Origin of the sequence: Streptomyces sp. NBC_00016 (genome assembly GCF_045040885.1) — a bacterium.
In the GTDB taxonomy this organism is placed as follows: Bacteria; Actinomycetota; Actinomycetes; order Streptomycetales; family Streptomycetaceae; genus Streptomyces; species Streptomyces coriariae.
Genome location: NZ_CP108304.1, coordinates 2106489 through 2130535 on the forward strand (window position 1 = coordinate 2106489; position 24047 = coordinate 2130535).

Here is a 24047-nt window from a genome sequence, read left to right on the forward strand (position 1 = left end):
CACACTCGGAAGGGATGACTCACCGTATGCCCGACTCCACCGCCCCCGCCGCTCCCCCCGCTCCCGTCACCTCCCCTCACCGTCCCTGGCGTGGCGTCCTCGTCGCCACCGCGCTTCCGCTCCGCGAGGACCTCTGCGTCGACTACGACCGGTACGCCGAGCACTGCGCCTGGCTGGTGGCGAACGGCTGTGACGGCGTAGTACCCAACGGCTCCCTGGGCGAGTACCAGGTGCTCACGCCGGAGGAACGCGCCAGGGTGGTGGAGACCGCGGTGGCCGCGATCGGCGGGGAGCGGGTGATGCCCGGTGTCGCCGCGTACGGCTCGGCGGAGGCCCGCCGTTGGACCGAGCAGGCGGCCGAGGCGGGCTGCTCGGCGGTGATGCTGCTCCCGCCCAACGCCTACCGCGCGGACGAGCGTGCCGTCGTGGCCCACTACGCGGAGGTCGCCGCGGCGGGCCTGCCGGTCGTGGCGTACAACAACCCGATCGACACCAAGGTCGACCTCGTCCCCGAACTGCTGGCCCGGCTGCACGGCGAGGGTCACATCCACGGCGTCAAGGAGTTCTCGGGCGACGTCCGCCGCGCCTACCGGATCGCCGAACTCGCCCCGGATCTGGATCTGTTGATCGGCGCGGACGATGTACTGCTGGAGCTGGCCGTGGCGGGCGCCAAGGGCTGGGTGGCCGGATACCCCAACGCCCTTCCCAAGTCGTCGGTGGAGCTGTACAGGGCGGCGGTCGCCGGTGATCTCACCGCCGCGCTGCCCCTCTACCGTCAGCTTCATCCGCTGCTTCGCTGGGACTCGCGCGTCGAGTTCGTCCAGGCGATCAAACTCTCGATGGACGTCGTGGGCCGCCACGGCGGTGGCTGCCGCCCACCTCGGGTCCCGCTGTCGCCGGGCCAGGAGGCGACCGTCCGCGCGGCCACCGAGAAGGCCGTCGCGGCCGGTCTGGCGTAACCACCGGGACAACGCAACTCGGCCGATCCAAGGGGAAGTTCATGCGCAGCAAGCTCGTCCTGCACGCCGTCGACTCGCACACCGAGGGCATGCCCACCCGTGTGATCACCGGCGGGATCGGCACCATCCCCGGCGCGACGATGAACGAGCGGCGACTGTACTTCCGCGAACACCGCGACGAAATCAAGCAGTTGCTGATGAACGAGCCGCGCGGGCACTCCGCCATGAGCGGCGCGATCCTCCAGCCGTCCACCCGACCGGACTGCGACTGGGGCGTCCTCTACATCGAGGTCTCGGGCTATCTGCCGATGTGCGGGCACGGCACCATCGGGGTGGCGACGGTGCTCGTCGAGACGGGCATGGTCGAGGTCGTCGAACCGGTCACCACCATCCGGCTGGACACCCCGGCCGGGCCCGTCGTCGCCGAGGTGACGGTCGAGGACGGCGCGGCCACGTCCGTGACCTTGCGGAACGTCCCCTCCTTCGCGGTCGCGCTGGATCGCAGGGCGACGCTGCTCGACGGCCGTACCGTGACATACGACCTGGCGTACGGCGGCAACTTCTACGCGATCCTGCCCCTGGAGGAGTTCGGGCTGCCCTTCGACCGCGCACGCAAGGACGACATCCTGCGAGCCGGCCTGTCACTGATGGAGGTGATCAACTCCGAGGGGGAGCCGGTCCACCCCGAAGACCCGTCCATCCGTGGCTGTCAGCACGTCCACCTGTACGCGCCCGGCGCGACCGCCCGCCACTCCCGGCACGCGATGGCCATCCACCCGGGCTGGTTCGACCGCTCACCTTGCGGTACGGGGACGAGCGCGCGCATGGCGCAACTGCACGCTCGGGGGGAACTGCCTTTGCACACCGAGTTCGTGAACGAGTCGTTCATCGGCACCCGGTTCACGGGCCGACTGCTCGCCACGACCGAAGTGGCGGGCCGTCCGGCAGTGTTGCCCAGCTTCACGGGCCGAGCCTGGATCACCGGCACGGCCCAGTACCTGCTCGACCCGACGGACCCGTTCCCGGCGGGCTTCGTACTGTGACGCCCACCGCGGCGGCCGCGGCTCGATGGATACTGACGGTGCACAGAGATACGTGACATGGCACAGCAGTTTCCGTGCCCCGTTTCCAGGAGATCCCCATGGCCGCCCCGCACGACAGCAGCCCGGCAGCCGCCGTGCCCTCCCTTCCTTCGCTCGGCGGCCGGCGGAGCAGCTACCGCGAGCGGGTGGCCGATGCCCTGCGGGCCGCGCTGATCGCGGGTGAACTGCTGCCCGGCGAGGTGTACTCGGCGCCGGCCCTGGCCGCCCGCTTCGGTGTCTCGGCGACCCCGGTGCGCGAGGCGATGCTGGACCTCGCCAAGGAGGGCCTGGTGGACGCGGTGCCCAACAAGGGGTTCCGGGTCACCGAGGTCTCCGACCGACAGCTCGACGAGTACACGCATGTCCGCGCGCTCATCGAGATCCCCACCGTGGCGACGCTGGCGACGACCGCCGATCCGGTGTCACTGGAGGCGCTGCGCCCGGCCGCCCGGGAGATCGTCACCGCCGCGGTCGCGGGCGATCTCATCGCCTACGTCGAGGCCGACACCCGCTTCCACCTGGGCCTGCTCGCTCTCGCCGGCAACTCCCACCTGGTCGAGGTGGTGCGCGGGCTGCGCGGCCGGGCCCGTCTCTACGGCCTGACCGCACTGGCCACCTCGGGCCGACTGCTGGCCTCCGCCGAGGAGCACCTGGAGCTCCTGGACGCCCTGCTGGCACGCGACGAGCGGGCCGTGCACAAGGTCATGACACGACATCTCGGACATGTGCGGGGGCTGTGGGCATCCGCCCGGGAGTGAACAGCCGGGAGTGAACAACCGGGGGGCAACAGCCGCATGCCTCCCCCGGAGTGCGCTGTGATCCTCGTCGCTGGCGGTCGAAGAGTGAGAGGAACACCGGATGGGCAGTCACCTGCCCGTGCGCGAAAAGATGGTGTCTCACCTGTGGGGGAATCCGTGCGTCTGTGTCTGATCGGTGCGGGCTTGTCGGGGCTGGCGACGGCACACGCCCTGAAGACAGCCGGTGTCGACTTCGTCTGTCTGGAGCAGGCGAGCGATGTCGGCGGGATCTGGCGCCGGCCGCAGGCGGGCGAGCGCGGCCCCGGCTATCTGTCACTGCATCTCAACACCGCCAAGGAACTGACGGGTTACTCCGCCTATCCGATGCCCGCCTCCTACCCGCTCTACCCCCGGCACAGCCAGATCGCCGACTATCTGCGTTCGTTCGCCGAGTGGGCCGGCGTGCTGGACCACATCGAGCTGGGGACGACCGTGGAGTCCGTGCGCCAGGAGGCCGACGGCGGGTGGAGGGTCGTCAGCCGGGATGCCGACGGCACGCTCTCGTCCCGGCACTTCACGCACGTGATCGTCGCCTCCGGGCACAACTCGGAGCCGTCGATGCCCGCCCTGCCGCGGGGCGCCGAGACGTTCACAGGAACGATTCAGCATTCCTTCGACTACCGCGACGGCAGCGACTACGCCGGACAGCGCGTCGTCGTGGTGGGGCTCGGCGCCTCGGCTGTGGACATCGCCGCGGACCTCTCCAGATACGCGGAACAGACGGTTCTCTCGGTGCGCCGGGGGCTGCACATCGTGCCCAAGCAGTTGTTCGGCATGGCCCTCGACACGATCGCCGACGCGCCGTGGTGGATCAGTATGTCGCTGTCCGAGCAGCGCCGTTTCGTCGAACAGGCTCTGCTGGTGGCCCGCGGCAAGCTCGGCGACTACGGTCTGCCCGAGCCGGACCACCCGATCTTCGCGTCGGCGATCACCATCTCCGACGAGATCCTCAGCCGTATCCGCCACGGCGCGGTCACGCCGAGACCCGCGATCGACGCCCTCGACGGCGACCGGGTCTCCTTCACCGACGGCACATCGGTGAAGGCCGACGCGATGGTGTACTGCACCGGTTACCAGATGGGTTTCCCCTTCCTGCAGCCCGGCAGTCCGGTCGGCGCGCAGGGCACGGTCGAGCTCTACAAGCGGGTCGTCGCCCCCGACCGTCCCGGGATGTTCTTCGTCGGTCTGGTCCGCCCGGTCGGTTCGATCACCCGGATGGTGGAGGCCCAGGCACAGTGGGTGGCGCGGCTCGTCACCGGCCAAGCGGTGCTGCCGGACGCGGAGGTCATGCGCAAGGAGATAGCGACGTATCTGAGCGGGATCGCGGGTCAGTACGGGCAGCGGGAGGGCGCATCGATCCAGGTCGACGTGGCGCCGTATCTGGAACAACTGCGCGGGGCGTGAGGTGTGGCGGGCAGGGGCCCGGCGGGGAACGCCGGTCCACCCCCGGCAAACGCTTCCGAAACGCCTCGGACAAGCAGATACCCGCCCTGGGGGGCGGGTATCTGGCCTTCCTGCCTGCGCACTCGAATGCGGAAAGTTCACACGATCGACGTGACGGCTGCGAGAGTCTGTCGCATCACTTGGTCAGCCAGTTGAGGAACTTGCTCCACACACCCGCCTGTTCGGCCTGGCGGGGCGCTGCGGCACCCTCACGCGCCGGGGCTTGGGTGGGGGTCCGCCGGGCCGGTCGGCTCACCGGCTTGACCGGGGTGAACCGCGCGGGGAGCGTGACGAGACCACGGCTGAAGGGTCCCGGACGCCAAGTCAGGCTCTCCTCGGGGACGCTGAGCTCGACGTCGGGCAGTCGGTTGAGGAGGTTCTCGATGGCCGTCACGGCGATCTGCCGGGCGGGTTCCTTCGAGGGGCAGGCGTGCGGACCGGCGCTCCAGGCGAGATGCGCCCGGTTACTGCCGGCCTTGCGGGCCGCCGACAGCGCGGGACCGGTGTTGGCTGCGGCGATGCTGACCAGCATCAGGTCACCGGCCGTGAGCTTCTGACCGGCGAACTCCATGTCGGCGACCGGGTAGTGGGCGGCGAAGTTCGTCATGGGCGGGTTCTCCCACAGCGTGTCGTCCATCGCCTCGTCGATCAGCCCGCCCTCGTGAGCGTACCGGTCGTCGGTGAGCAGCCGGTGCAGGGTGTTGCCGATGAGATTGACCAGCGCCTCGGCGCCCGCGCCCAGCAGCAGGGCGACCTGGTGCAGCATCTCCTCGTCGCTGAGGCCCGTCTGATGCTGCATCAGCCAGGACGTGACGTCCTCGCCGGGCTTGCGCCGCTTGAGGGCGACCAGCTCGCCGACGGCCTGGAACAGCACCTCGATGGCTTTGTCGGCGTTGACTCCGTCGAACATGCCGGAGATGCCGAAGAAGACGCGGTCGCCGATGTCGGCGGTGCAGCCGAAGAGCTCGTTGAACACGAACAGCGGAAGCTGCTTGGCGTAGGAGCCGATCAGGTCGGCCGAACCTCGCTCGCAGAACTGGGAGATGAGGAAGTCGGAGATCTTCTCGACACTCTGGCTCAGCTGCATCGGGTCGACGCGCGCCATGCTGTCCGTGATGGACTGACGGAGCCTCAGGTGCTCGGCGCCGTCGGTGTACATGCAGTTGGGCCGGTGAGCGAGCACGGGCAGGACGGGACTGTCGGGGGCGATCCGGCCCTCGTTGAAGTCCCGCCAGCGGCGCGCGTCCTTGCGGAAGGAGCCGGAGTCCTGCAGGAGTTGGAGGGCGCTGGCGTAGTCGGTGACGAGGGTGGCCTCGACTCCGGGGGTGATCTCCACGGGCGCGGTGGGCCCGTAGTGCCGCAGGTACGTGTAGTAGGCCTGCGGGTCGGCTGCGAACTCCGGTCCGTACAGCGGAACTCTGCCGCCGGCCTGATGCGCCGGGCACCCGGGCGGGGGCACGGGTGCGGTGGGTTGGTCCATGTCTGCTCCTAGTGTGCACGGTCCTGGAGATGGCGGACGAGGGTGATCAGCGCGTCGGCCGACGACCGCTCGTCTCGCGCGTCGCAGGTGACGACGGGGGTGTCGTCGAGCAGGTCCAGTGCGTCGCGCAGAGCCATCTCGTCCCGCAGGGGGGCGCCGTCGAAGTGGTTGACGGCGATGGCGTAGTCGAGTCCGTACTGCTCGATCAGGTCGATCACAGCGAAGGAGTCCGCGAGCCGCTCGGGGTCGACGAGCACCAGTGCGCCGAGGGCGCCCCGCGCCATGTCCTCCCACATCTGGACGAATCGCTGCTGACCCGGCGTTCCGAACAGGTACAGCACGACACGGTCGCTGATGGTCAGACGGCCGAAGTCCATGGCGACCGTGGTGGTGGTCTTGCCCTGGACTCCCTTGAGGTCGTCGACCGACTCGGCTGCCCGCGTCATCGTCTCCTCGGTGGTCAGCGGCTCGATCTCGGAGATCGCTCCGATGAACGTGGTCTTGCCGACCGCGAAGTGACCCACGACGAGGATCTTGACCGCCGTCTGCGTCGCCCCGTCACGGACGTAGGCCTGCTCATCCAAACTTGGCCCTGAGACCATTCAGCACCTCCTCCAGGATGTCCCGGTCGGCGAGCGGAGCCCGCTGTACCGGCGGGCGCGTGATGAGGTAGCCGCCTTCGGTGAGGGCGGCGAGGAGGATCTTCACCACGCCCAGAGGCAGTTGGGTGTGCCCGGCGATCTCGGCGACCGACAGGTAGCCGGCCGAGCACAGGTCCAACAGGTTCTGTTCCTCGGGGGACAGCCGGGTCGGCCGCTGCTCGTGATCGGCGGCCGCCGTGACCAGGGTGATGAGGGAGAGCTGCCCCTCGTCGGGCAGCCCACGCCCCTTGGTGATGACGTACGGACGCACTAACTCCGGCGTCTGCGGCTCCAGTTCGTCGAAGCCGTTCATGACCGTGCGCCGAGGTTCTCGCGCGGCGGTGTCGTCAGCGCCTTGCCGAGCTGGCCGACGAGCTGCTGCATCCGGAAGGTGATGTCCGCCATGTCGACGTCCGGCGAGGCGGAGACGCCGAGGTAGGCACCCTCACCGGCGGAGATGAGGAAGACCCACCCCCCGTCGAACTCGACCAGCGTCTGCCGCCACCCCATCTGCGGGTCCTCGCAGAAGAACGCGAGCGAGCGGCTGAGCGACTGCACGCCGCTCATCGCGGCGGCCACCCGGTCCGCGTCGTCCTTGTCGAAGTCCTGCGTCCGCGCCATCAGCAGGCCGTCCGCGGAGATGAGGACCGCGTGTAGGGCCCCAGGTATCTCCAAGGCACTGTCAAGCATCCATGACAGATCGTCGTTCACGAGACCTCATGCCCTTCGCTGCCAGCACCACGGGTGCTGCTCGACTTTTCCGCGGGACTCGCAGGTGTGGCCCGGCCCGACTGGGTGCCCCGCTGGAAGGCGCCCATGATCGCCGCCGTCTCGGCGCCCGAACGGGCGGGAGTGGACGCGGACGCACTGCCGGGCACGATGGCCATGGGCCGCTTGCGACGCCGCTTCGGCAGGCCGTCGGCGGTGGTGCTGCTGCTGGAAAGCCCGCCTTCGGGGCCGCTGCGGGCCGGGGTGGCGACGGCGGGAACGACCGGAGTCGGCTCCTTCTGCTCGGGCGCGTTGGTGAGCAGGTCGTGCGGCAGGAGGAGGACCGCACGGACGCCTCCGTAGGGGGAGGTGGAGTCCACCGACACCTCGAAGCCGAAGCGCTCACTGAGCACACCGATCACCGCGAATCCGAACTGCGGCGGGTTGCCGAGCGCGGAAACACCCGAGACCCGCTGGCTCGACAGGAGTTTGTCGGCACGGGCGCGCTCTTCGTCGTTCATACCGACACCCGCGTCGTCGACGACGATGCAAATACCCTTGGGCACGGTACGAATATTGATTTCGACGACGGTGTCCGGGCTGGAATAGCTCGTCGCGTTGTCGAGCAGTTCGGCGAGGGCCAGTGCGACCGGTTCGACCGCACGGCTCGTGATGCCGAAGTCGACCTGCGAGAGAATTTCGACCCGCCGGTAATGGCGAACCCTGCCCTGCGCGCTGCGTACCACGTCGTACACGGACGCGACATCACGTGCGCGCCCCAGCCAGCCGTCGCAGAGAACGGCGATGGACTGGGCCCGCCGACCGAACTGCGAGTTCGTGTGGTCGATCTCCAGAAGGTCCTGGAGGATAACCGACTCGCCGTATTTGTTCTGCAGCCGGGAGACAATCAACTGCTGTTCCGCGGCAAGGCCCTGAAGGGTCCGCATCGCGGACTTCAGGACCGTTTTCGTAGCCTCTTCGGCTTGTTCCTGAGCTGCCTCGACGGATTGCGCGTACTCGTTTTCCAACGCGGAGTAGTGAGACCTGAGCCCCGCTATCTCCTGCCTCAAGACACGCGCCGCCCTGCGCTGGCGAACAATGAGGGCGACGGCGGCGAGTACGGCCACGAGGAGAGCCCAGAGTACCGGGTTCTGTATGTAATGCGTCATAAGACTCTCTTCAGGCGACTGACGGCCAGTTGCTGAATTCCCGTCAACGCGGGTGGACCGGCGGACCGCCCGAATTGACGGGTGACCGCCCGGACTGTCCCCGTAGTCGGAGATGTCGTCTTGCACCCATCCGCCCGCTCTACAAGCGAGCGTGATCGTATCACCACAAGATGGAGTCACAGACCGTCAATATGCCTACGGAGATGAACATTGACGGATCGTCAGCGGGGGCTGCGAGCAACGGCGGAGTGACCGGGAAGTGCCCCCGCGGGCGAGATGACGCACAGCCTCACAGGACAACCGATAAACGGGCTTCCGCGACATTCCGGAGGCAAGGGATACGGAAACAACAAAACCCGCATCCGGCAGAACGCCGAATGCGGGTAATTGACCGTTCACCGAGCGGAAGCCGCTCGATACGGAGAGTGAGAGTGTCCGAGGGGGGACTTGAACCCCCACGCCCGATAAAGGGCACTAGCACCTCAAGCTAGCGCGTCTGCCATTCCGCCACCCGGACCAGGTGTTGCCGCTGCGTGAGTTGTCCCCGCGGCGACAGGCACAACAATACCAAGGTTTCGGAGTGGCTCTCACCTGCATATCCGCTGGCCGCACGGGTGACGGGACCGCCATGCGGGCACCTCACACCGGGTGACCGGGCGATCACTTCGACGTCGGCTCCTCGACGACGAGCATCCGCAGCGCCCGCAGCAGCGCGGCCGCCGCCTGATCGTCCAGCGGGGCGAGGAACCGGCGCTCCGCGGCCAGGCGCGCCGCCTCGGCCCGCTCCAGGCAGACCAGGCCGGCGTCCGTGAGCCGGACGATGTTCCGGCGGCGGTCCCGGGGGCTGCGCCGCCGTTCCACCAGACCGTGATCCTCCAGACCGTCGACGAGCACCGCCATCGTGGTGCGATCGACGCCGAGCCGCTCCGCCGCCTCGGCCTGCGACAACGTTTCTTCATGGGCGAGCAGGACCAGGACGGCCAGCTCGCGGCCGTCCACCCCGTACGGGACGAGCGCCTCCGCCGACTTCCTGGCCAGTTTGGCCTGTGCGTGCTGGAGGAGGTGGCCGAGCCGGTACTCCTGCGGCCCGGACGGCGCTTCGCGATCACTCACCATGCCCCGAGAGTATCGGTCCGTACCAATCAGCGATCGTTTGCTGCGATGGTGATCGATCCGAGCGGAAATGCCACCCTGTGCGGCCGGACGGCCGAGGCACCATCGCAGCCTCGCTGTCCGGCTGTCCGGCTGTCCGGCTGTCCGGCCGTGCGGCCGTGCGGCCGTGCGGCCGTGCGGTGCTTGGTCAGGGCATCAGCTGGTAGTCCGGGAAGTTCCCGGGCAGCCTCTCCCCCGTCGGCCCCTGTGTCACCGCGCGCACCAGCAGCTCCCCGCCGACGAACGCGCCGCGCCAGGACGCGCCGAAGCCGCCGAAGAGCTCGTCGCGGTCGCCTCGGGAGCGGGCGGTGCCATGGCCGACCTTGAACGCGCGGATCTGCGGTGCCAGCCGTTCGTAGGTGCTCCGGTCGTCCGTGGACAGTGTGGCGACGAGTGCGCCGTTGGACGCGTTCATGGCGGCCAGCAGCTCCGCCTCGGTGTCGACCAGGACGATGGTGTCGACCGGGCCGAACGGCTCCGCGTGGTGCAGCGGCGAGGACGGCGGTGGTCCGAGGAGCGTGACGGGCTGGACGTAGGCCGAGGTGTCCTGGCCGGGCAGGAAGCGGGCGTCGGCCGGCCTGCCGCGGTGCAGCGGGACCGCGCCCCGGTCGACGGCCTCGGCGATCTGGTCGTGCAGCTCCTTGGCCTTGGCCGCGTTGATCACCGGTCCGAAGTCCAGTCGGGGATACGGGTCGTCGCGCTTCTCCACGGCCAGCGGGTGCCCGAGGGTCAGCGTGCGCACCGCCGGGAGGTAGGCCGCCAGGAACTCGTCGAACAGGGCCCGCTGGACGACGAATCGCGGATACGCCGTGCATCGTTGTTTGCCGTAGTCGAAGAGCTTGGGCACGACCGCGGAGAGGGTGTCCCAGTCCGAGTAGTTCCAGATGCCCCAGGTGTTGAGTCCTTCCTGTTCGAGTACGTGTCGCTTGCCGAGGTCGGCGACGGCCGCGGCCACCGCGGCGCCGGTGTCGCGGCCGCCGACGAAGGAGACGCAGCCGATCTCGGGCGCCCGGACCAGCGCCCGGGACAGCTCGCCGCCGCTTCCGCTGACGAGGGTGATCGGGACGCCCTCGCGTGCGGCGAGCGCACAGGCCAGCGTCAGACAGGCGACACCGCCGTCGGTCGGGGTCTTGGCGATGACCGCGTTGCCTGCCAGTGCCTGGACCAGCAATGCGTGAACGAGCACGCTCATCGGGTAGTTCCAGCTCGCGATGTTGGACACCGGGCCGTCCAGTGGTGCCCGCCCGTCCAGCATGGGTTCGATGCCGTCGACGTACCAGCGCACGCCGTCGACGGCCCGGTCGACATCGGCCTGCGCGAGCCGCCAGGGCTTGCCTATCTCCCAGACGAGGAGGAGGGCGAGGAGTTCGCGGTGTTCGGCGAGGGCGTCGAGGGTGGCGGCGATGCGGGCGCGCCGCTCCTCCAGCGGGACGTGCCGCCAGGCGCGGTGCTGATCCAGCCCGGCGCGGACGGCTCGGTGGGCGGTGACCCCGTCCAGCCGCGGCGGGCCGGCGATCGGGGCGCCGTCGACCGGGCTGGTGGCCGGCAGCGTCCGGCCGTCGGCCTGCCAGGAGGCGTTCCAGAGGTTGAGGACACGGTCCTCACGGAAGGCCTCGGGGGCGACGGCGAGGCACCGCTGCCAGGCGTCGGGCCAGGACGTGCCGGATTTGAGGGTGAGGGTGGTTGCCATGTGGGCTGCTCCGCTCTCGGTGCACGGTCGGGGGCGGGATGGTGCGTGGCCACGGAGGACGCCGGCCGGGCACCCGGCTCCGTTGGGTGACGAACCGTCATACTTCAGCGACGTCGGGCTCCTTCGTCCAGGAGGGCGAGTGCGAGACGCGCGGTCTCGGTCGGTGTGGCGCCCACCCGTACCCCCGCCGCTTCCAGCGCCGCCTTCTTGGCCTGCGCGGTCCCCGAGGAACCGGAGACGATAGCGCCCGCGTGTCCCATGGTCTTGCCCTCGGGCGCGGTGAAGCCGGCGATGTAGCCGACGACGGGTTTGGTGATGTGCTCGCGGATGTGGGCGGCCGCTCGCTCCTCCGCGTCGCCGCCGATCTCTCCGATGAGGACGACGAGTTCGGTGTCGGGGTCCTCCTCGAAGGCGGCCAGGCAGTCGATGTGGCTGGTGCCGACGACCGGGTCGCCGCCGATGCCGACGCAGGTCGAGAAGCCGATGTCACGCAGCTCGTACATGAGTTGGTAGGTGAGCGTGCCGGACTTGGAGACCAGGCCGATGCGGCCCGGCTTGGTGATGTCGGCCGGGATGATGCCCGCGTTGGACTGGCCGGGGGTGATCAGGCCGGGACAGTTGGGGCCGATGACGCGTGTTCCGCGTGCGGCGGCATGGGTGGTGAAGGCGACGGAGTCGTGGACCGGGACGCCCTCGGTGATGACGACGGTGAGACCGATCCCCGCGTCGGCTGCCTCGATGACGGCGGCCTTGGTGAAGGCGGGCGGCACGAAGACGACGGTGATATCGGCGCCGGTCGACTGCATACCGTCGACGACCGACCCGAAGACGGGCACCGCACGGTCGTCGAAGTCGACGGCCCGGCCCGCCTTGCGCGGGTTGACGCCGCCGACGATGTTCGTGCCGGCCGCGAGCATGCGCCGGGTGTGCTTCATGCCCTCGGCGCCGGTCATGCCCTGGACGAGGACCCTGCTCTCCTTGGTGAGGTAAATGGCCATGGCGTCGTCTCCTCAGACTGCGGTGGCGAGTTCGGCGGCACGGCGGGCGGCGCCGTCCATGGTGGTGGCCTGCTGGACCAGCGGATGCCGGTGCGTGTCGAGGATCGCCCGCCCCCGGGCCGCGTTGTTCCCGTCGAGCCGGACGACGAGCGGCTTGGTCAGCCGTACGGTGTCCAGGGCGCGCACGATGCCCTCGGCGACCGCGTCGCACGCGGTGATGCCGCCGAAGACGTTGACGAAGACCGACTTGACGGCCGGGTCGGAGAGGATGACCGACAGCCCGTCGGCCATGGTCTCGGCGGACGCGCCGCCGCCGATGTCGAGGAAGTTGGCGGGGCGGGCGCCGCAGCCCGCGACGACGTCGAGGGTGGACATGACGAGTCCGGCGCCGTTGCCGATGATGCCGACCTCGCCGTCGAGCTTCACGTAGTTGAGGCCCTTGGCCGCGGCCGCCGCCTCCAGCGGGTCGCCGTGCCCGGCGGATTCCGCTCCCCAACGCGACTGCCGGAAGGACGCGTTGTCGTCGAGGGTGACCTTGCCGTCGAGGGCGAGGATCTCCCCCTGCCGGGTGCGGACGAGCGGATTGACCTCGACGAGGAGGGCGTCCTCCCGGATCATCACCTGCCACAGCCGGACGAGGACGTCCGTGGTCTGCGCGGGCAGTCCGGCCGCGGCGGCGATCTCGCCGGCCTTCGCCGAGGTGACGCCCTCCGCCGGGTCGACGGGGATACGGGCGACCGCCGCGGGCCGGGTGGCGGAGACCTCCTCGATCTCCATGCCCCCCTCGGCGGAGGCGATCGCGAGGAAACGGCCGGCCGCGCGGTCCAGCACATAGGAGACGTAGAACTCCGTCTCGACGTCGACGGGTTGGGCCAGCATCACCGTGCCGACCGTGTGCCCCTTGATGTCCATGCCGAGGATCTGTCGTGCCGTCAGTTCTGCCGCGGCCGGGTCGGCGGCGATCCTGACGCCGCCCGCCTTGCCTCGGCCACCCGTCTTGACCTGGGCTTTCACCACCGCCCGCCCACCGAGCCGCCGAGCGATCCCACGTGCCTCCTTGGGCGAGTCGGTGACCTCGGCCCGTGGGACCGGGATGCCGTGCTCCGCGAAGAGTTCCCTTGCCTGGTGTTCGTACAGGTCCATCTCGGCTCCCGTCTGTGAAGTCGAATCCCGAAGTCCGCCGAGCCGTCGCGAGGCCGAACTCCGATGACCGAAAGTGCCGCACACCCCCTGGACACCACCCACCGGATGCGGGATAACAAGCTTCATACAGTATTCGTCGACTGTATGCAATGTACCGCGAGAGCCTTCCACCCCCCTACGAAGGGACGGGACTTCGCCATGCCCGACGACACCCAGGACGTGATTTCCGGTGGTCATCTCGTTGCCAAGGCACTCAAGGCAGAGGGGGTCGACCGCATCTACACCCTGTGCGGCGGCCACATCATCGACATCTACGACGGCTGCGTCGACGAGGGCATAGAAGTCGTCGACGTACGCCACGAACAGGTCGCGGCCCACGCCGCCGACGGCTATGCGCGCATCACCGGCAAGCCCGGCTGCGCGGTCGTCACGGCAGGACCCGGCACCACCGACGCCGTCACCGGTGTCGCCAACGCCTTCCGCGCGGAGTCCCCGATGCTGCTGATCGGCGGCCAGGGCGCGCTCACCCAGCACAAGATGGGGTCCCTCCAGGACCTGCCGCACGTCGACATGATGACGCCCATCACCAAGTTCGCGGCGGCCGTGCCGGACACGGCGCGCGCGGCCGACATGGTGTCGATGGCGTTCCGTGAGTGCTACCACGGTGCGCCCGGCCCCGCCTTCCTGGAGATCCCGCGCGATGTCCTCGACGCCAAGGTGCCGGTGGCGAAGGCCCGGGTGCCGCGGCCCGGTGCCTATCGCGCCTCGACCCGCTCGGCCGGCGACCCCGAGGCGGTCGAGAAGCTCGCCGATCTGCTCGTGCACGCCGAGAAGCCCGCGATCCTGCTGGGCAGCCAGGTGTGGACGACCCGGGGCACCGAAGCCGCCATCGAGCTGGTGCGCACCCTGAACATCCCCGCCTACATGAACGGCGCCGGCCGCGGCACCCTGCCCCCCGGCGACCCGCACCACTTCCAGCTGTCCCGCCGCTACGCCTTCTCGGGCGCCGACGTCATCGTGATCGTCGGCACGCCCTTCGACTTCCGCATGGGGTACGGCAAGCGGCTGTCGCCGGACGCGACGGTCGTCCAGATCGACCTCGACTACCGCACCGTCGGCAAGAACCGCGACATCGACCTCGGGATCGTCGGCGACGCCGCACTGGTGCTGAAGTCGGTGACCGAGGCCGCCTCCGGGCGCCTCAACGGGGGTGCGTCCAAGCGCAAGGAGTGGCTCGACGAACTGCGCGCGGCCGAGCAGAGCGCCCTCGACAAACGGCTGCCGCACCTGCGGTCGGACGCCTCGCCCATCCACCCCTACCGCCTGGTCAGCGAGATCAACGACTTCCTCACCGAGGACTCGATCTACATCGGCGACGGCGGCGACATCGTCACCTTCTCCGGTCAGGTCGTGCAGCCCAAGTCGCCGGGCCACTGGATGGACCCGGGGCCGCTGGGCACCCTCGGCGTCGGCGTCCCGTTCGTGCTGGCGGCCAAGCAGGCACGGCCCGACAAGGAGGTCGTCGCCCTGTTCGGCGACGGCGCGTTCTCGCTCACCGGCTGGGACTTCGAGACCCTCGTGCGCTACGACCTCCCCTTCGTCGGCATCGTCGGCAACAACTCCTCCATGAACCAGATCCGTTACGGCCAGGCCGCCAAGTACGGCCCTGAGCGCGAGCGGGTCGGCAACACCCTCGGCGACGTCCACTACGACAAGTTCGCCCAGATGCTGGGCGGTTACGGCGAGGAGGTGCGCGACCCCGCCGACATCGGCCCCGCCCTGCGGCGCGCCCGTGAGTCCGGGAAGCCCTCGCTGATCAACGTCTGGGTGGACCCCGACGCGTACGCCCCCGGAACGATGAACCAGACGATGTACAAGTGAGGTGCCCCGGATGACAGGGATGACAGGAACGGCGACCAAGGCTCTCGAAGGCGTTCGCGTCCTCGACATGACGCACGTCCAGTCGGGCCCGTCCGCGACCCAGCTGCTCGCCTGGCTCGGCGCGGACGTCGTCAAGCTGGAGGCGCCGTCCGGTGACATCACGCGCAAGCAGTTGCGCGACCTCCCGGACGTCGACTCCCTCTACTTCACGATGCTCAACTGCAACAAGCGGAGCATCACCCTCAACACCAAGACCGAACGCGGCAAGGAGATCCTCACCGAGCTGATCCGGCGCTCCGACGTCATGGTCGAGAACTTCGGTCCGGGCGCGGTCGACCGCATGGGGTTCACCTGGGACCGCATCCAGGAGATCAATCCGCGGATCGTCTATGCCTCCATCAAGGGGTTCGGGGACGGCCCGTACACCAACTTCAAGGCGTACGAGGTCGTCGCGCAGGCCATGGGCGGGTCGATGTCGACCACCGGCTTCGAGGACGGGCCGCCGCTGGCGACGGGGGCCCAGATCGGGGACTCGGGGACGGGTGTGCACGCCGTGGCGGGGATCCTCGCGGCGCTGTACCAGCGGGAGAACACCGGGCGCGGGCAGCGGGTCAACGTGGCCATGCAGCACGCCGTACTCAACCTGTGCCGGGTGAAACTGCGGGACCAGCAACGCCTGGCACACGGACCGCTCGCTGAATATCCCAACGACGACTTCGGCGACGAGGTTCCCCGGTCCGGGAACGCGTCCGGCGGTGGCCAGCCCGGCTGGGCGGTCAAGTGCGCGCCCGGCGGCCCCAACGACTACGTGTACGTCATCGTGCAGCCCGTCGGCTGGCAGCCGCTCAGCGAGCTGATCGGCCGCCCCGAGCTGGCCGACGATCCCGAGTGGGCGACGCCGGAGGCCCGGCTGCCCAAGCTCGGCAAGATGTTCCAGCTGATCGAGGAATGGTCCTCGACGCTGCCCAAGTGGGAGGTGCTGGAGCGGCTCAACGCCCACAACATCCCGTGCGGGCCGATCCTGTCCACCAAGGAGATCATCGAGGACGAGTCGCTCGTCGCCAACGAGATGGTGGTCCGCGTTCCGCACCCGCGGCGCGGCGAGTTCGTGACCGTGGGCAGCCCCCTCAAGCTCTCCGACTCCCCCGTCGAGGTGACCGGCTCACCGCTGCTCGGCGAGCACAACGAAGAGGTCTACGTCGGCGAACTCGGCCTCGGGGACGAGGAGCTGCGCCTGCTCAAGTCGAACGGGGTGATCTGACGTGATGGCCGAGGACCGGATGCTCAGGGTGCGTGCGCTGCTCGACGCCGTGCGGTCCGAAGGACGGACCGCGCTGACCGCGCCCGAGGGCAAGGTGGTCGCCGACGCGTACGGAATCGCCGTACCCGGCGAGGAGCTGGCGAGGGACGTCGAGGAGGCCGTCGCGTACGCGGCGCGCTTCGGGGGCCCCGTCGTGATGAAGATCGTCTCGCCGGACATCCTGCACAAGACCGACGCCGGCGGAGTGATCGTCGGGGTGGAGGGCGCGACGGACGTACGGGCGGCGTTCCACCGGATCGTCGAGAACGCGCGTGCGTACGACACCGGGGCCAGGGTCGAGGGCGTACAGATCCAGGAACTGCTGCCGAAGGGCCAGGAGGTCATCGTCGGGGCGGTCACGGATCCGACGTTCGGCAAGGTCGTGGCGTTCGGGCTCGGCGGGGTGCTCGTCGAGGTGCTGGGAGACGTCACGTTCCGGCTGGCTCCGGTGGACGCCGACGAGGCACTGTCCATGCTGGACTCGATCCGGGCGGCGGAGATCCTGCGCGGCGTGCGCGGGCAGGCCGGGGTGGACCGGTGGGCGGTCGCCGAGCAGATCCGCCGGGTGTCCCAGCTGGTCGCGGACTTCCCGGAGATCGGCGAGGTGGACCTCAACCCGGTGATCGCCACGGCCGAGGGCGCGATCGCCGCGGACATCCGCGTGATCCTGTCCGACACGCCGGTCACGGCGCGCCGACGCTACACGCGCGCGGAGATCCTCACCTCGATGCGCCGTCTGATGGAGCCGCGCTCCGTCGCCGTGATCGGTGCCTCCAACGAGCAGGGCAAGATCGGCAACTCGGTGATGCGCAACCTCGTCGACGGCGGTTTCGCCGGGGACATCCATCCGGTGAATCCCCGGGCCGATGACATCTTGGGCCGCAAGGCGTACAAGAGTGTCACCGACGTTCCCGGAGAGGTGGATGTGGCGGTCTTCGCGATACCCGCCAAGTTCGTGGCCTCGGCCCTGGAGGAGGTGGGACGCAAGGGGATCCCCAACGCGGTGCTGATCCCCTCCGGCTTCGCGGAGACCGGCGAACACGCCCTCCAGGAAGAGATCGTGGCCATCGGCGAGCGCTACGGCGTCCGGCTGCTCGGGCCGAACATCTACGGCTACTACTCGACCTGGCAGGACCTGTGCGCCACCTTCTGCACGCCGTACGACGTCAAGGGCGGGGTCGCGCTGACCTCGCAGTCCGGTGGCATCGGGATGGCCGTGCTGGGCTTCGCACGCACCACGAAGACGGGTGTGTCGGCGATCGTCGGGCTCGGCAACAAGTCGGACCTCGACGAGGACGACCTGCTGACCTGGTTCGGCGAGGACCCGCACACCGACTGCATCGCGATGCATCTGGAGGACCTCAAGGACGGCCGCGCCTTCGTCGAGGCCGCGCGGGCGACCGTACCGAAGAAGCCGATCGTCGTCCTCAAGGCGGGCCGTACGGCGGCGGGCGCGAAGGCGGCCGGCTCGCACACCGGGGCGCTCGCGGGTGACGACGCCGTCTACGACGACATCCTCCGCCAGGCGGGTGTCATCAGGGCGCCGGGGCTGAACGACATGCTGGAGTACGCGCGCGGGTTGCCGGTGCTGCCCACCCCCAAGGGGGACAACATCGTGATCATCACGGGCGCCGGCGGCAGCGGTGTGCTCCTGTCGGACGCCGTGACCGACAACGGCCTCACCCTGATGGAGATCCCGCCGGACCTCGACACGGCGTTCCGCGCGTTCATCCCGCCCTTCGGGGCGGCGGGCAACCCGGTCGACATCACCGGGGGCGAGCCGCCGTCGACGTACGAGGCGACCATCCGGCTGGGGCTCGAGGATCCGCGTGTCCACGCGCTGGTGCTCGGCTACTGGCACACGATCGTCACTCCCCCGATGGTCTTCGCGGAGCTCACCGCGCGCGTGGTGGGCGAGTTCCGCGAACGCGGTGTGGAGAAGCCCGTCGTGGCATCGCTCGCGGGTGACGTCGAGGTCGAGGAGGCCTGCCAGTACCTCTACGAACGGGGCGTCGTGGCCTACCCGTACACGACCGAGCAGCCGGTGGCGGTGCTCGGCGCGAAGTACCGGTGGGCGCGTGCGGCGGGACTGTTGGGGGGCGGTTCATGACGTGACCCAGGCGCGGGGCCGGCCGACGGTGCGCGTCGGCCGGCCCGGGTCCCGAGCGCACACGAAAGGCATTGGACAGGGGGCGCTGGCCAGAACTTTCGACGCAAGGGGTGCTGAGCGACATGACAACCACCGACTACTCCCCGTCCCTCCCCTACCGGGAGGTGACGGACCGCAACGGCCGTGTGTACCGGATCGGCGAGAGCGACCGGGACATCATGGGGCGACCACGCTGGACCATGGTGCTCTTTCCCTGGATGGGCATGCTGGGCATCAGCTCCTCGGAGTACGCGTTCACGTCGGCCGAGGACACACTGCACGATGCCCACCTGTGGAGCAGCGGGCACATCTTCTGGCTGATGGGCGTCTGGGTGTTCTTCCAGGCGGCCGTGGCCTTCCCGGCCGGGCAGCTGCGGGAGAGCGGCAGGCTGCCCGCGCGGTACGCGATGATGCTCGGCGCGCTGGGCACGGTCCTCGGCTATCTGTCCCTCGCGTACGCGCCGCATGTCGCCGTCGCCTATCTCGGCTTCGGCATGTGCAGCGGCATCGGCGCCGGCCTCGTCTACGCGACCTGCGTGAACATGGTCGGCAAGTGGTACCCGGAGCGCAAGGGCGGCAAGACCGGCATGGTCAACGGCGGTTTCGCCTACGGCTCGGTGCCCTTCGTGTTCCTGTTCACGTCGTACATGGACCTGAGCAACTACAAGGGCGTACTGGTGATGGTGGGCCTCACCTGCTGCACCGTCGTGGCGGTCGCGGGGTGGTTCTTCAAGGACCCGCCGAAGAACTGGTGGCCCGCGCACGTGGACCCGCTCAAGCTCACCGACGACCCGAAGATCCGCCGGGCACTGCAGAAGAACCCGCCGGCGGTGAAGCAGTACACCCCCAAGGAGGCAGCGCGTACCCCCGTCCTGTGGATGATGTGGTTCTGTCTGCTGTGCACGGCCGGGATCAACATCTTCGGTATCGCCTTCCAGGTGCCGTTCGGCAAGGACATGGGCTTCGCCGGAGGGATCGTGGCCACGGCCATGTCCCTGAAGGCGATCGTCAACGGCACCGGGCGCGGCATCATCGGCTGGATCTCCGACCGTTACGGACGCCGCCACACCCTGATCATCGTCTGCCTGGTGCTCGGTACCGCACAGTTCGGGGTGCTGGTCTCCGGCCAGATGGGCAGCATGCCGTTCTTCCTGTTCTGCTCCATGGTCTCCGGCTTCGGCGGCGGCGCGATCTTCCCGCTGTTCGCCGCGATGACCGCGGACTACTTCGGTGAGAACAACAACGCCAGCAACTACGGCATGGTCTACAGCTCCAAGCTCGTCTCGGGCCTCGTGGGCTCCGGAGTCGGCTCGATCGTGGTCGGCGCGTGGGACTACGAGGGCGCGTTCGTCCTGGCGGGCTGCATCGGGCTCGCCTCCTCGGTACTGGCGCTCTTCCTGAAGGCACCGGACAGGCCGGCGGCCGGTCGTCGAATCGTCCCCAACCCGCATCCGCTCGGCGAGGAAACGGCCTGACATGGCGACCGATCCCCGCGCGACCGACAGCTCTTCGTCATCGTCGTCCTGGGGATCGCGCGGTTCGGCGTGACCCGGGCGGGTTCCGGGCGGGTTCCGGGCGGATGAGGCCGGGGGCGAGCGGCTCGGCTGCTCAGCCCCGGCCCGCGGGCTGACGACGCACGCGCGCGTGGAGGCCCACCCCGTCATCTGCCGGGGTGGGCCTCCACGCGCGCGTGCGCCCGGTCAGCGCGGGTGGCGTCAGGCGCTCAGCACTTCTCACGCAACGAGTGCAGGTGCGCGCTCGACTTCCGTGCGAAGGCGAACGACTCGACCGGGTTGTCGTGCTCGGCCTGCCAGTGGTGGGCCGACCGCTCACCGCGCAGCCGGGTCACGGCGGAGATGAACCGCTGGTAGTCGATGTCGCCGTCCCCGACGTCGGTCATCCGGTACCCGAACTGGTTCGAGGGGTCGCTGACGCCGTCCTTGACGTGGAAGAGCGGATAGCGATGCGGCTGCCTCAGTACGTAGTCCAGCGGCTCGAAGGGCGCGGCCGTACCGTCGGCCCGCTTCGAGAAGCGGAACTGTCCGGCGTACGCCCAGAAGATGTCCATCTCCAGGAACACCAGGTCGGGGTCGGTCTCGGCGAGCAGTACGTCGTAGAGACGGACCTTGGGGTTGTCGGTCGCGAAGCCGAACTCGTCGGAGTGGTTGTGTTGGTAGAACTTCATGCCGCGGGCCCGCGCCGCCGCTCCGTACGTGTTGAACTCCTCGGCCGCGCGCTTCCACGCGTCGACGGTGGAGCCGTAGCGGAACGGCCCCGAGGCGGTGCCGATGTGCTTGAGGCCGAGGGCCTGGGCGTCGTCGAGGACCTTGGTGAGGTTCTGGGCGAAGGTGTAGGCGTTCGGGTCGTCGGCGTAGTAGCCGACGTGGCTGCCGATCGGCGTCAGTCCGTTGTCGCGTGCCAGCCGCTTGAGCTGGGCAAGGGTGATGGGGCCCGCGGAGCCCTGGGTGTAGCCGGCGAACTCGACCTCGTCGTACCCGTACTTCTTCAACTCGGCGAAGACGGGGGCGAATCCCAGCGTGGAGACCTTGTCGCGCAGGCTGTAGAGCTGGATGCCGAGCCGGCCGGGGGGCAGGACGGGACGGCCGCGGCCGGTGGTGGAGGCACCGGTGCCGGTGGCGGGTGCCGCACCGGCGGGCGAGGCGGCGGCCCCCAGCAGTGCGGCCGCGGGGGCTCCCGCGGCGACGCCGAGCATGCCTCGTCTGGTCAGGCGGTGGGTGAGTTCGGGGTCGATGTCGGAGATGCGGCTCATGTCTGGAACTCCTCGGGATCGGAGGGCGTTGTCAGTGGTGAGTGCTTCACTTGTGACAGTCGGCAACCGGTCAGCACAGACCGGCCAGTTGGAGCAGCAGTGCTTTCACGTCGGTGGCCGCGACGCGGTCGCCGAGCGAACGGGGGGTGGAGCAGATGAGGAGCGGACCGTCGTCGTCGCTCGCGGGAAGGCGGCCGTGGCTGCCGCGAATAGGTGACGGATCGAGGGGCACCACCGTCATGCGGTAGCGCAGACCGAGCTTCTTGCGGGCCAGCGCACCCGCCGCCTTGACCTTCACGTACGGGTCCAGGGGATCCATGAACAGCTCGGCCGGGTCGTAGCCGGGCTTGCGGTGGATCTCCACCAGCTGCGCGAAGTCGGGCGCGCGGGCGTCGTCGAGCCAGTAGTAGTACGTGAACCAGGCGTCCGGCTCCGCCACGGCGACGAGTTCGCCGGAGCGCGGGTGGTCGAGACCGTGCTCCTTCTTGCCCTCGTCGCCGAGGAGTTCACCGACCCCGGGCAGTTCCTCCAGCACCTCCCGTACACGGGGCAGGTCCTCGGGACGGCGCACGTAGACGTGGGCGAGCTGGTGATCGGCGACCGCGAAGGCACGGGACACCATCGGGTCGAGGTACTCCATGCCGTCCTGGGTGTGCACTTCGAGCAGACCCGCGCGGCGCAGGGCACGGTTGATGTCGACAGGCCTGCTCACCCGGGTGATGCCGTACTCGGACAGCGCCACGACGGTACGGCCCTGGGCCCGGGCGTCGGCCAGAAGGGGGGCCACGGCCGTGTCCAGGGCGGCGGCCGCCCGGAGGGAGCGGGGGTCGTCGGGGCCGAAACGCTGGAGGTCGTAGTCGAGGTGAGGGAGGTAGCACAGGGCCAGGTCGGGGTTGCGGGTGCGCAGGATGTGGCGGGTCGCGTCGACGATCCACCGGCTGGAGACCAGGTCCGCGCCCGGTCCCCAGAAGTGGAAGAGGGGGAAGGTGCCGAGTTTCTCGGTGAGTTCGTCGTGCAGGTCCGCGGGGCGGGTGTAGCAGTCGGGTTCCTTGCGGCCGTCGGCGTAGTAGATCGGACGGGGGGTGACGGTGTAGTCGGTGTCGGCGCCCATGGCGTACCACCAGCAGATGTTGGCGACCGTGTAACCGGGGTACGCCCGCCGGGCGGCGTCCCACAGCTTGTCGCCGGCCACGAGACCGTTGTGCTGACGCCACAGCAGGACGTCGCCGAGCTCGCGGAAGTACCAGCCGTTGCCGACGATGCCGTGCTCCGCGGGGAGCGTGCCGGTGAGGAAGGTGGACTGCGCGGCACAGGTGACAGCCGGCAGGACGGTCCCGAGCGGTGCGCGGGAGCCCGCCTGGGCGAGGGTCTTGAGGTGGGGCATGTGATCGAGCAGACGGGGGGTGAGACCGACGACGTCGAGGACGAGCAGGGGCACGGGCGTCTTGGGGGCAGAGGCGTGGGCGCGGGGTCCGGGCGGGTCCTGGGGCCCGGTGTCGCCGGATGCCGGGCTGCTCATGGGAGCTCCTTGAGGCCGAGGTCGGTCAAGAGGTCGCGTGCCAGGGCGAGTTCGGCGGCTATGCCGTCGGCGAGCTGGGCTCGGGCGCGGGGCCGCAGTTCGGGTGGGAGGGCCTGCCAGGTGTAGGTCTCGACCTCGAGGTGACGGGTCAGCGGGTGCGGGCCGCCGACCAGGCGGGTCAGCGCGGCTTTGAGGACGGGGAGCGTGGAGGTGAGGGGCGCGGCGGGGGCCGCGTGCAGAGGGACGTGGAAGTGGGCGCGCCAGGGTCCGGTGTCGGGCAGAGCGGCGGCGCCGAGTGCCTCGCCGAGGTCGTCGGTGCCGCGCAGGCCGGTGGCCGTGAGGGTGCGGGTCTGGTGCAGGAAGCGGGGTTCGTCGAACGCGGCGAGGGCTTCGCGGACGGCGGGCAGACGGGGGCGGTCGGCGTGCAGGGCGGCCGACAGCTGGGATTTGACGACGGGGACGCCGGCTTCGGCGAGCGCGTCCAGGGCGGTGTCCGGGTCTTCGAAGGAGGTGGCGAGATGGCAGGTGTCGACGCAGACACCGATACGGGGGTGGCCGACGGCCGCGAGCGGGGCGAGGGCGTCGGCGGTGGTCTCGACGGTGCAGCCGGGTTCCGGTTCCAGGCCGACCCGGACGGAGCGGCCGGTCAGCTCCTCCAGCGCGTCCAGCCGCTCGGCGAGGGTGCGCAGGGCGGAGTGGGCCGTCGCGGCGCGTGCCGCGTTCCAGGCGGTGCGCCAGCCGAGCGGGAGGGTGGAGATGGTGCCCTCGGTGACATCGTCGGGGAGAAGTCCGGCCAGGACACGGGCCAGTGCGGTGGTGTGCTCCAGGCGTTCAGCGTCCGCCCAATCGGGCTTGTACACCCGGTACTTGACCTCCTCGGCGCCGAAACCCTCGTACGGGAAACCATTGAGGGTGACGACCTCGAGCCCCCGCCGGTCGAGTGCGGTGCGCAGACCGCGCAGGGCCGACGGATCGGCGTCGAGGGACCGGGCGGCATCCCTGGCGAGCCACAGCCCGACACCGAGCCGGTCACGGCCGAGGCGGCGCCGGACGGGTTCGCAGTGGTCGCGGAGTTGTGCGAGGACGCCGTCGAGGGTCTCGGCGGGGTGGACGTTGGTGCAATAGGCGAGGTGGACGGTCGAGCCGTCGGGGTGACGGAAGCGCAT

At 69.6% G+C, this 24047-nt stretch carries 20 protein-coding genes and 1 tRNA gene; 8 read left to right on the plus strand and 13 right to left on the minus strand.

Annotated features, from left to right (window positions below; all coding sequences use genetic code 11):
* Positions 1–26 precede the first annotated feature (26 nt).
* From OG933_RS09435 to OG933_RS09450, 4 genes are all read left to right on the plus strand, one after another.
* A complete protein-coding gene (locus OG933_RS09435) occupies positions 27–959 on the plus strand; it encodes a dihydrodipicolinate synthase family protein (RefSeq protein ID WP_405626470.1) in 933 nt (310 codons plus the stop codon).
* 41 nt (positions 960–1000) lie between these two features.
* Positions 1001–2002, plus strand: coding sequence for a proline racemase family protein (locus OG933_RS09440; protein ID WP_405626472.1), 1002 nt, complete (start codon positions 1001–1003; stop codon positions 2000–2002).
* A gap of 98 nt (positions 2003–2100) precedes the next feature.
* Complete coding sequence (locus OG933_RS09445) at positions 2101–2799, plus strand: GntR family transcriptional regulator (RefSeq protein ID WP_405626475.1); 699 nt, start codon at positions 2101–2103, stop codon at positions 2797–2799.
* Between the two features lie 156 nt (positions 2800–2955).
* On the plus strand, positions 2956–4242 hold the full coding sequence (locus tag OG933_RS09450; RefSeq protein ID WP_362527034.1) for an NAD(P)-binding domain-containing protein: 1287 nt from the start codon (positions 2956–2958) through the stop codon (positions 4240–4242).
* A gap of 175 nt (positions 4243–4417) precedes the next feature.
* Here the strand turns inward: OG933_RS09450 and OG933_RS09455 are convergent, their stop codons facing one another.
* The 10 genes from OG933_RS09455 to sucC form a co-directional block, all read right to left on the minus strand.
* The gene (locus OG933_RS09455; RefSeq protein ID WP_405626477.1) at positions 4418–5761 is read right to left on the minus strand and encodes a cytochrome P450; all 1344 of its coding nucleotides are present in this window, start codon (positions 5759–5761) and stop codon (positions 4418–4420) included.
* An 8-nt stretch (positions 5762–5769) separates the two neighbouring features.
* Positions 5770–6363, minus strand: a complete 594-nt coding sequence (locus OG933_RS09460) for an ATP/GTP-binding protein (RefSeq protein ID WP_028806138.1) — start codon at positions 6361–6363, stop codon at positions 5770–5772.
* Positions 6338–6715 (minus strand): DUF742 domain-containing protein, encoded by a 378-nt coding sequence (locus tag OG933_RS09465; RefSeq protein ID WP_020125672.1) that lies wholly within the window; start codon positions 6713–6715, stop codon positions 6338–6340. Before OG933_RS09465 ends, OG933_RS09460 begins: the two co-directional genes overlap by 26 nt.
* Positions 6712–7113 carry a roadblock/LC7 domain-containing protein gene (locus OG933_RS09470; RefSeq protein ID WP_020125671.1) on the minus strand — a complete coding sequence of 134 codons (402 nt, stop codon included), beginning with the start codon at positions 7111–7113 and terminating at the stop codon, positions 6712–6714. Before OG933_RS09470 ends, OG933_RS09465 begins: the two co-directional genes overlap by 4 nt.
* Positions 7110–8279: an ATP-binding protein gene (locus OG933_RS09475; RefSeq protein ID WP_405626479.1), complete on the minus strand. Its 1170-nt coding sequence runs from the start codon at positions 8277–8279 to the stop codon at positions 7110–7112. The genes OG933_RS09470 and OG933_RS09475 overlap by 4 nt, the downstream gene beginning before the upstream one ends.
* A gap of 432 nt (positions 8280–8711) precedes the next feature.
* Positions 8712–8796 (minus strand) — tRNA-Leu (locus OG933_RS09480).
* Positions 8797–8939: 143 nt separating this feature from the next.
* Entirely contained in the window at positions 8940–9395 is a 456-nt protein-coding gene (locus OG933_RS09485) for a MarR family winged helix-turn-helix transcriptional regulator (RefSeq protein ID WP_405626481.1), read from the minus strand.
* A gap of 184 nt (positions 9396–9579) precedes the next feature.
* Positions 9580–11121 carry an aldehyde dehydrogenase family protein gene (locus OG933_RS09490; RefSeq protein ID WP_405626484.1) on the minus strand — a complete coding sequence of 514 codons (1542 nt, stop codon included), beginning with the start codon at positions 11119–11121 and terminating at the stop codon, positions 9580–9582.
* A gap of 104 nt (positions 11122–11225) precedes the next feature.
* Positions 11226–12119 (minus strand): succinate--CoA ligase subunit alpha, encoded by an 894-nt coding sequence (gene sucD, locus OG933_RS09495; protein WP_405626487.1) that lies wholly within the window; start codon positions 12117–12119, stop codon positions 11226–11228.
* A gap of 12 nt (positions 12120–12131) precedes the next feature.
* On the minus strand, positions 12132–13262 hold the full coding sequence (sucC, locus tag OG933_RS09500) for an ADP-forming succinate--CoA ligase subunit beta (protein WP_405626489.1): 1131 nt from the start codon (positions 13260–13262) through the stop codon (positions 12132–12134).
* Between the two features lie 198 nt (positions 13263–13460).
* Between sucC and OG933_RS09505 the strand changes: the two genes are divergently transcribed.
* From OG933_RS09505 to OG933_RS09520, 4 genes are all read left to right on the plus strand, one after another.
* Complete coding sequence (locus OG933_RS09505) at positions 13461–15143, plus strand: thiamine pyrophosphate-binding protein (protein WP_362527003.1); 1683 nt, start codon at positions 13461–13463, stop codon at positions 15141–15143.
* Between the two features lie 19 nt (positions 15144–15162).
* Positions 15163–16404: a formyl-CoA transferase gene (gene frc / locus OG933_RS09510; RefSeq protein WP_362527037.1), complete on the plus strand. Its 1242-nt coding sequence runs from the start codon at positions 15163–15165 to the stop codon at positions 16402–16404.
* 4 nt (positions 16405–16408) lie between these two features.
* A complete protein-coding gene (locus OG933_RS09515) occupies positions 16409–18553 on the plus strand; it encodes an acetate--CoA ligase family protein (RefSeq protein ID WP_362527040.1) in 2145 nt (714 codons plus the stop codon).
* Positions 18554–18675: 122 nt separating this feature from the next.
* Entirely contained in the window at positions 18676–20067 is a 1392-nt protein-coding gene (locus OG933_RS09520; protein ID WP_405626491.1) for an OFA family MFS transporter, read from the plus strand.
* Between the two features lie 248 nt (positions 20068–20315).
* Here the strand turns inward: OG933_RS09520 and OG933_RS09525 are convergent, their stop codons facing one another.
* From OG933_RS09525 to eboE, 3 genes are all read right to left on the minus strand, one after another.
* A complete protein-coding gene (locus tag OG933_RS09525; RefSeq protein WP_405626493.1) occupies positions 20316–21362 on the minus strand; it encodes a sugar phosphate isomerase/epimerase family protein in 1047 nt (348 codons plus the stop codon).
* A 70-nt stretch (positions 21363–21432) separates the two neighbouring features.
* Entirely contained in the window at positions 21433–22881 is a 1449-nt protein-coding gene (locus tag OG933_RS09530) for a nucleotide pyrophosphatase/phosphodiesterase family protein (RefSeq protein ID WP_405626495.1), read from the minus strand.
* Complete coding sequence (gene eboE / locus OG933_RS09535) at positions 22878–24047, minus strand: metabolite traffic protein EboE (protein WP_362522882.1); 1170 nt, start codon at positions 24045–24047, stop codon at positions 22878–22880. Before eboE ends, OG933_RS09530 begins: the two co-directional genes overlap by 4 nt.

Excerpts from the sequence above, each read along its gene's own strand:
- OG933_RS09465 (WP_020125672.1), bottom strand. The coding sequence starts at position 6,715 with ATGAACGGCTTCGACGAACTGGAGCCGCAGACGCCGGAGTTAGTGCGT.
- OG933_RS09435 (WP_405626470.1), top strand. The coding sequence starts at position 27 with ATGCCCGACTCCACCGCCCCCGCCGCTCCCCCCGCTCCCGTCACCTCC.
- OG933_RS09485 (WP_405626481.1), bottom strand. The coding sequence starts at position 9,395 with ATGGTGAGTGATCGCGAAGCGCCGTCCGGGCCGCAGGAGTACCGGCTC.
- OG933_RS09460 (WP_028806138.1), bottom strand. The coding sequence starts at position 6,363 with ATGGTCTCAGGGCCAAGTTTGGATGAGCAGGCCTACGTCCGTGACGGG.
- OG933_RS09440 (WP_405626472.1), top strand. The coding sequence starts at position 1,001 with ATGCGCAGCAAGCTCGTCCTGCACGCCGTCGACTCGCACACCGAGGGC.
- OG933_RS09455 (WP_405626477.1), bottom strand. The coding sequence starts at position 5,761 with ATGGACCAACCCACCGCACCCGTGCCCCCGCCCGGGTGCCCGGCGCAT.
- frc (WP_362527037.1), top strand. The coding sequence starts at position 15,163 with ATGACAGGAACGGCGACCAAGGCTCTCGAAGGCGTTCGCGTCCTCGAC.
- OG933_RS09515 (WP_362527040.1), top strand. The coding sequence starts at position 16,409 with ATGGCCGAGGACCGGATGCTCAGGGTGCGTGCGCTGCTCGACGCCGTG.
- eboE (WP_362522882.1), bottom strand. The coding sequence starts at position 24,047 with ATGCGCTTCCGTCACCCCGACGGCTCGACCGTCCACCTCGCCTATTGC.
- sucC (WP_405626489.1), bottom strand. The coding sequence starts at position 13,262 with ATGGACCTGTACGAACACCAGGCAAGGGAACTCTTCGCGGAGCACGGC.
- OG933_RS09530 (WP_405626495.1), bottom strand. The coding sequence starts at position 22,881 with ATGAGCAGCCCGGCATCCGGCGACACCGGGCCCCAGGACCCGCCCGGA.
- OG933_RS09445 (WP_405626475.1), top strand. The coding sequence starts at position 2,101 with ATGGCCGCCCCGCACGACAGCAGCCCGGCAGCCGCCGTGCCCTCCCTT.
- OG933_RS09520 (WP_405626491.1), top strand. The coding sequence starts at position 18,676 with ATGACAACCACCGACTACTCCCCGTCCCTCCCCTACCGGGAGGTGACG.
- OG933_RS09490 (WP_405626484.1), bottom strand. The coding sequence starts at position 11,121 with ATGGCAACCACCCTCACCCTCAAATCCGGCACGTCCTGGCCCGACGCC.
- OG933_RS09505 (WP_362527003.1), top strand. The coding sequence starts at position 13,461 with ATGCCCGACGACACCCAGGACGTGATTTCCGGTGGTCATCTCGTTGCC.
- sucD (WP_405626487.1), bottom strand. The coding sequence starts at position 12,119 with ATGGCCATTTACCTCACCAAGGAGAGCAGGGTCCTCGTCCAGGGCATG.
- OG933_RS09525 (WP_405626493.1), bottom strand. The coding sequence starts at position 21,362 with ATGAGCCGCATCTCCGACATCGACCCCGAACTCACCCACCGCCTGACC.
- OG933_RS09475 (WP_405626479.1), bottom strand. The coding sequence starts at position 8,279 with ATGACGCATTACATACAGAACCCGGTACTCTGGGCTCTCCTCGTGGCC.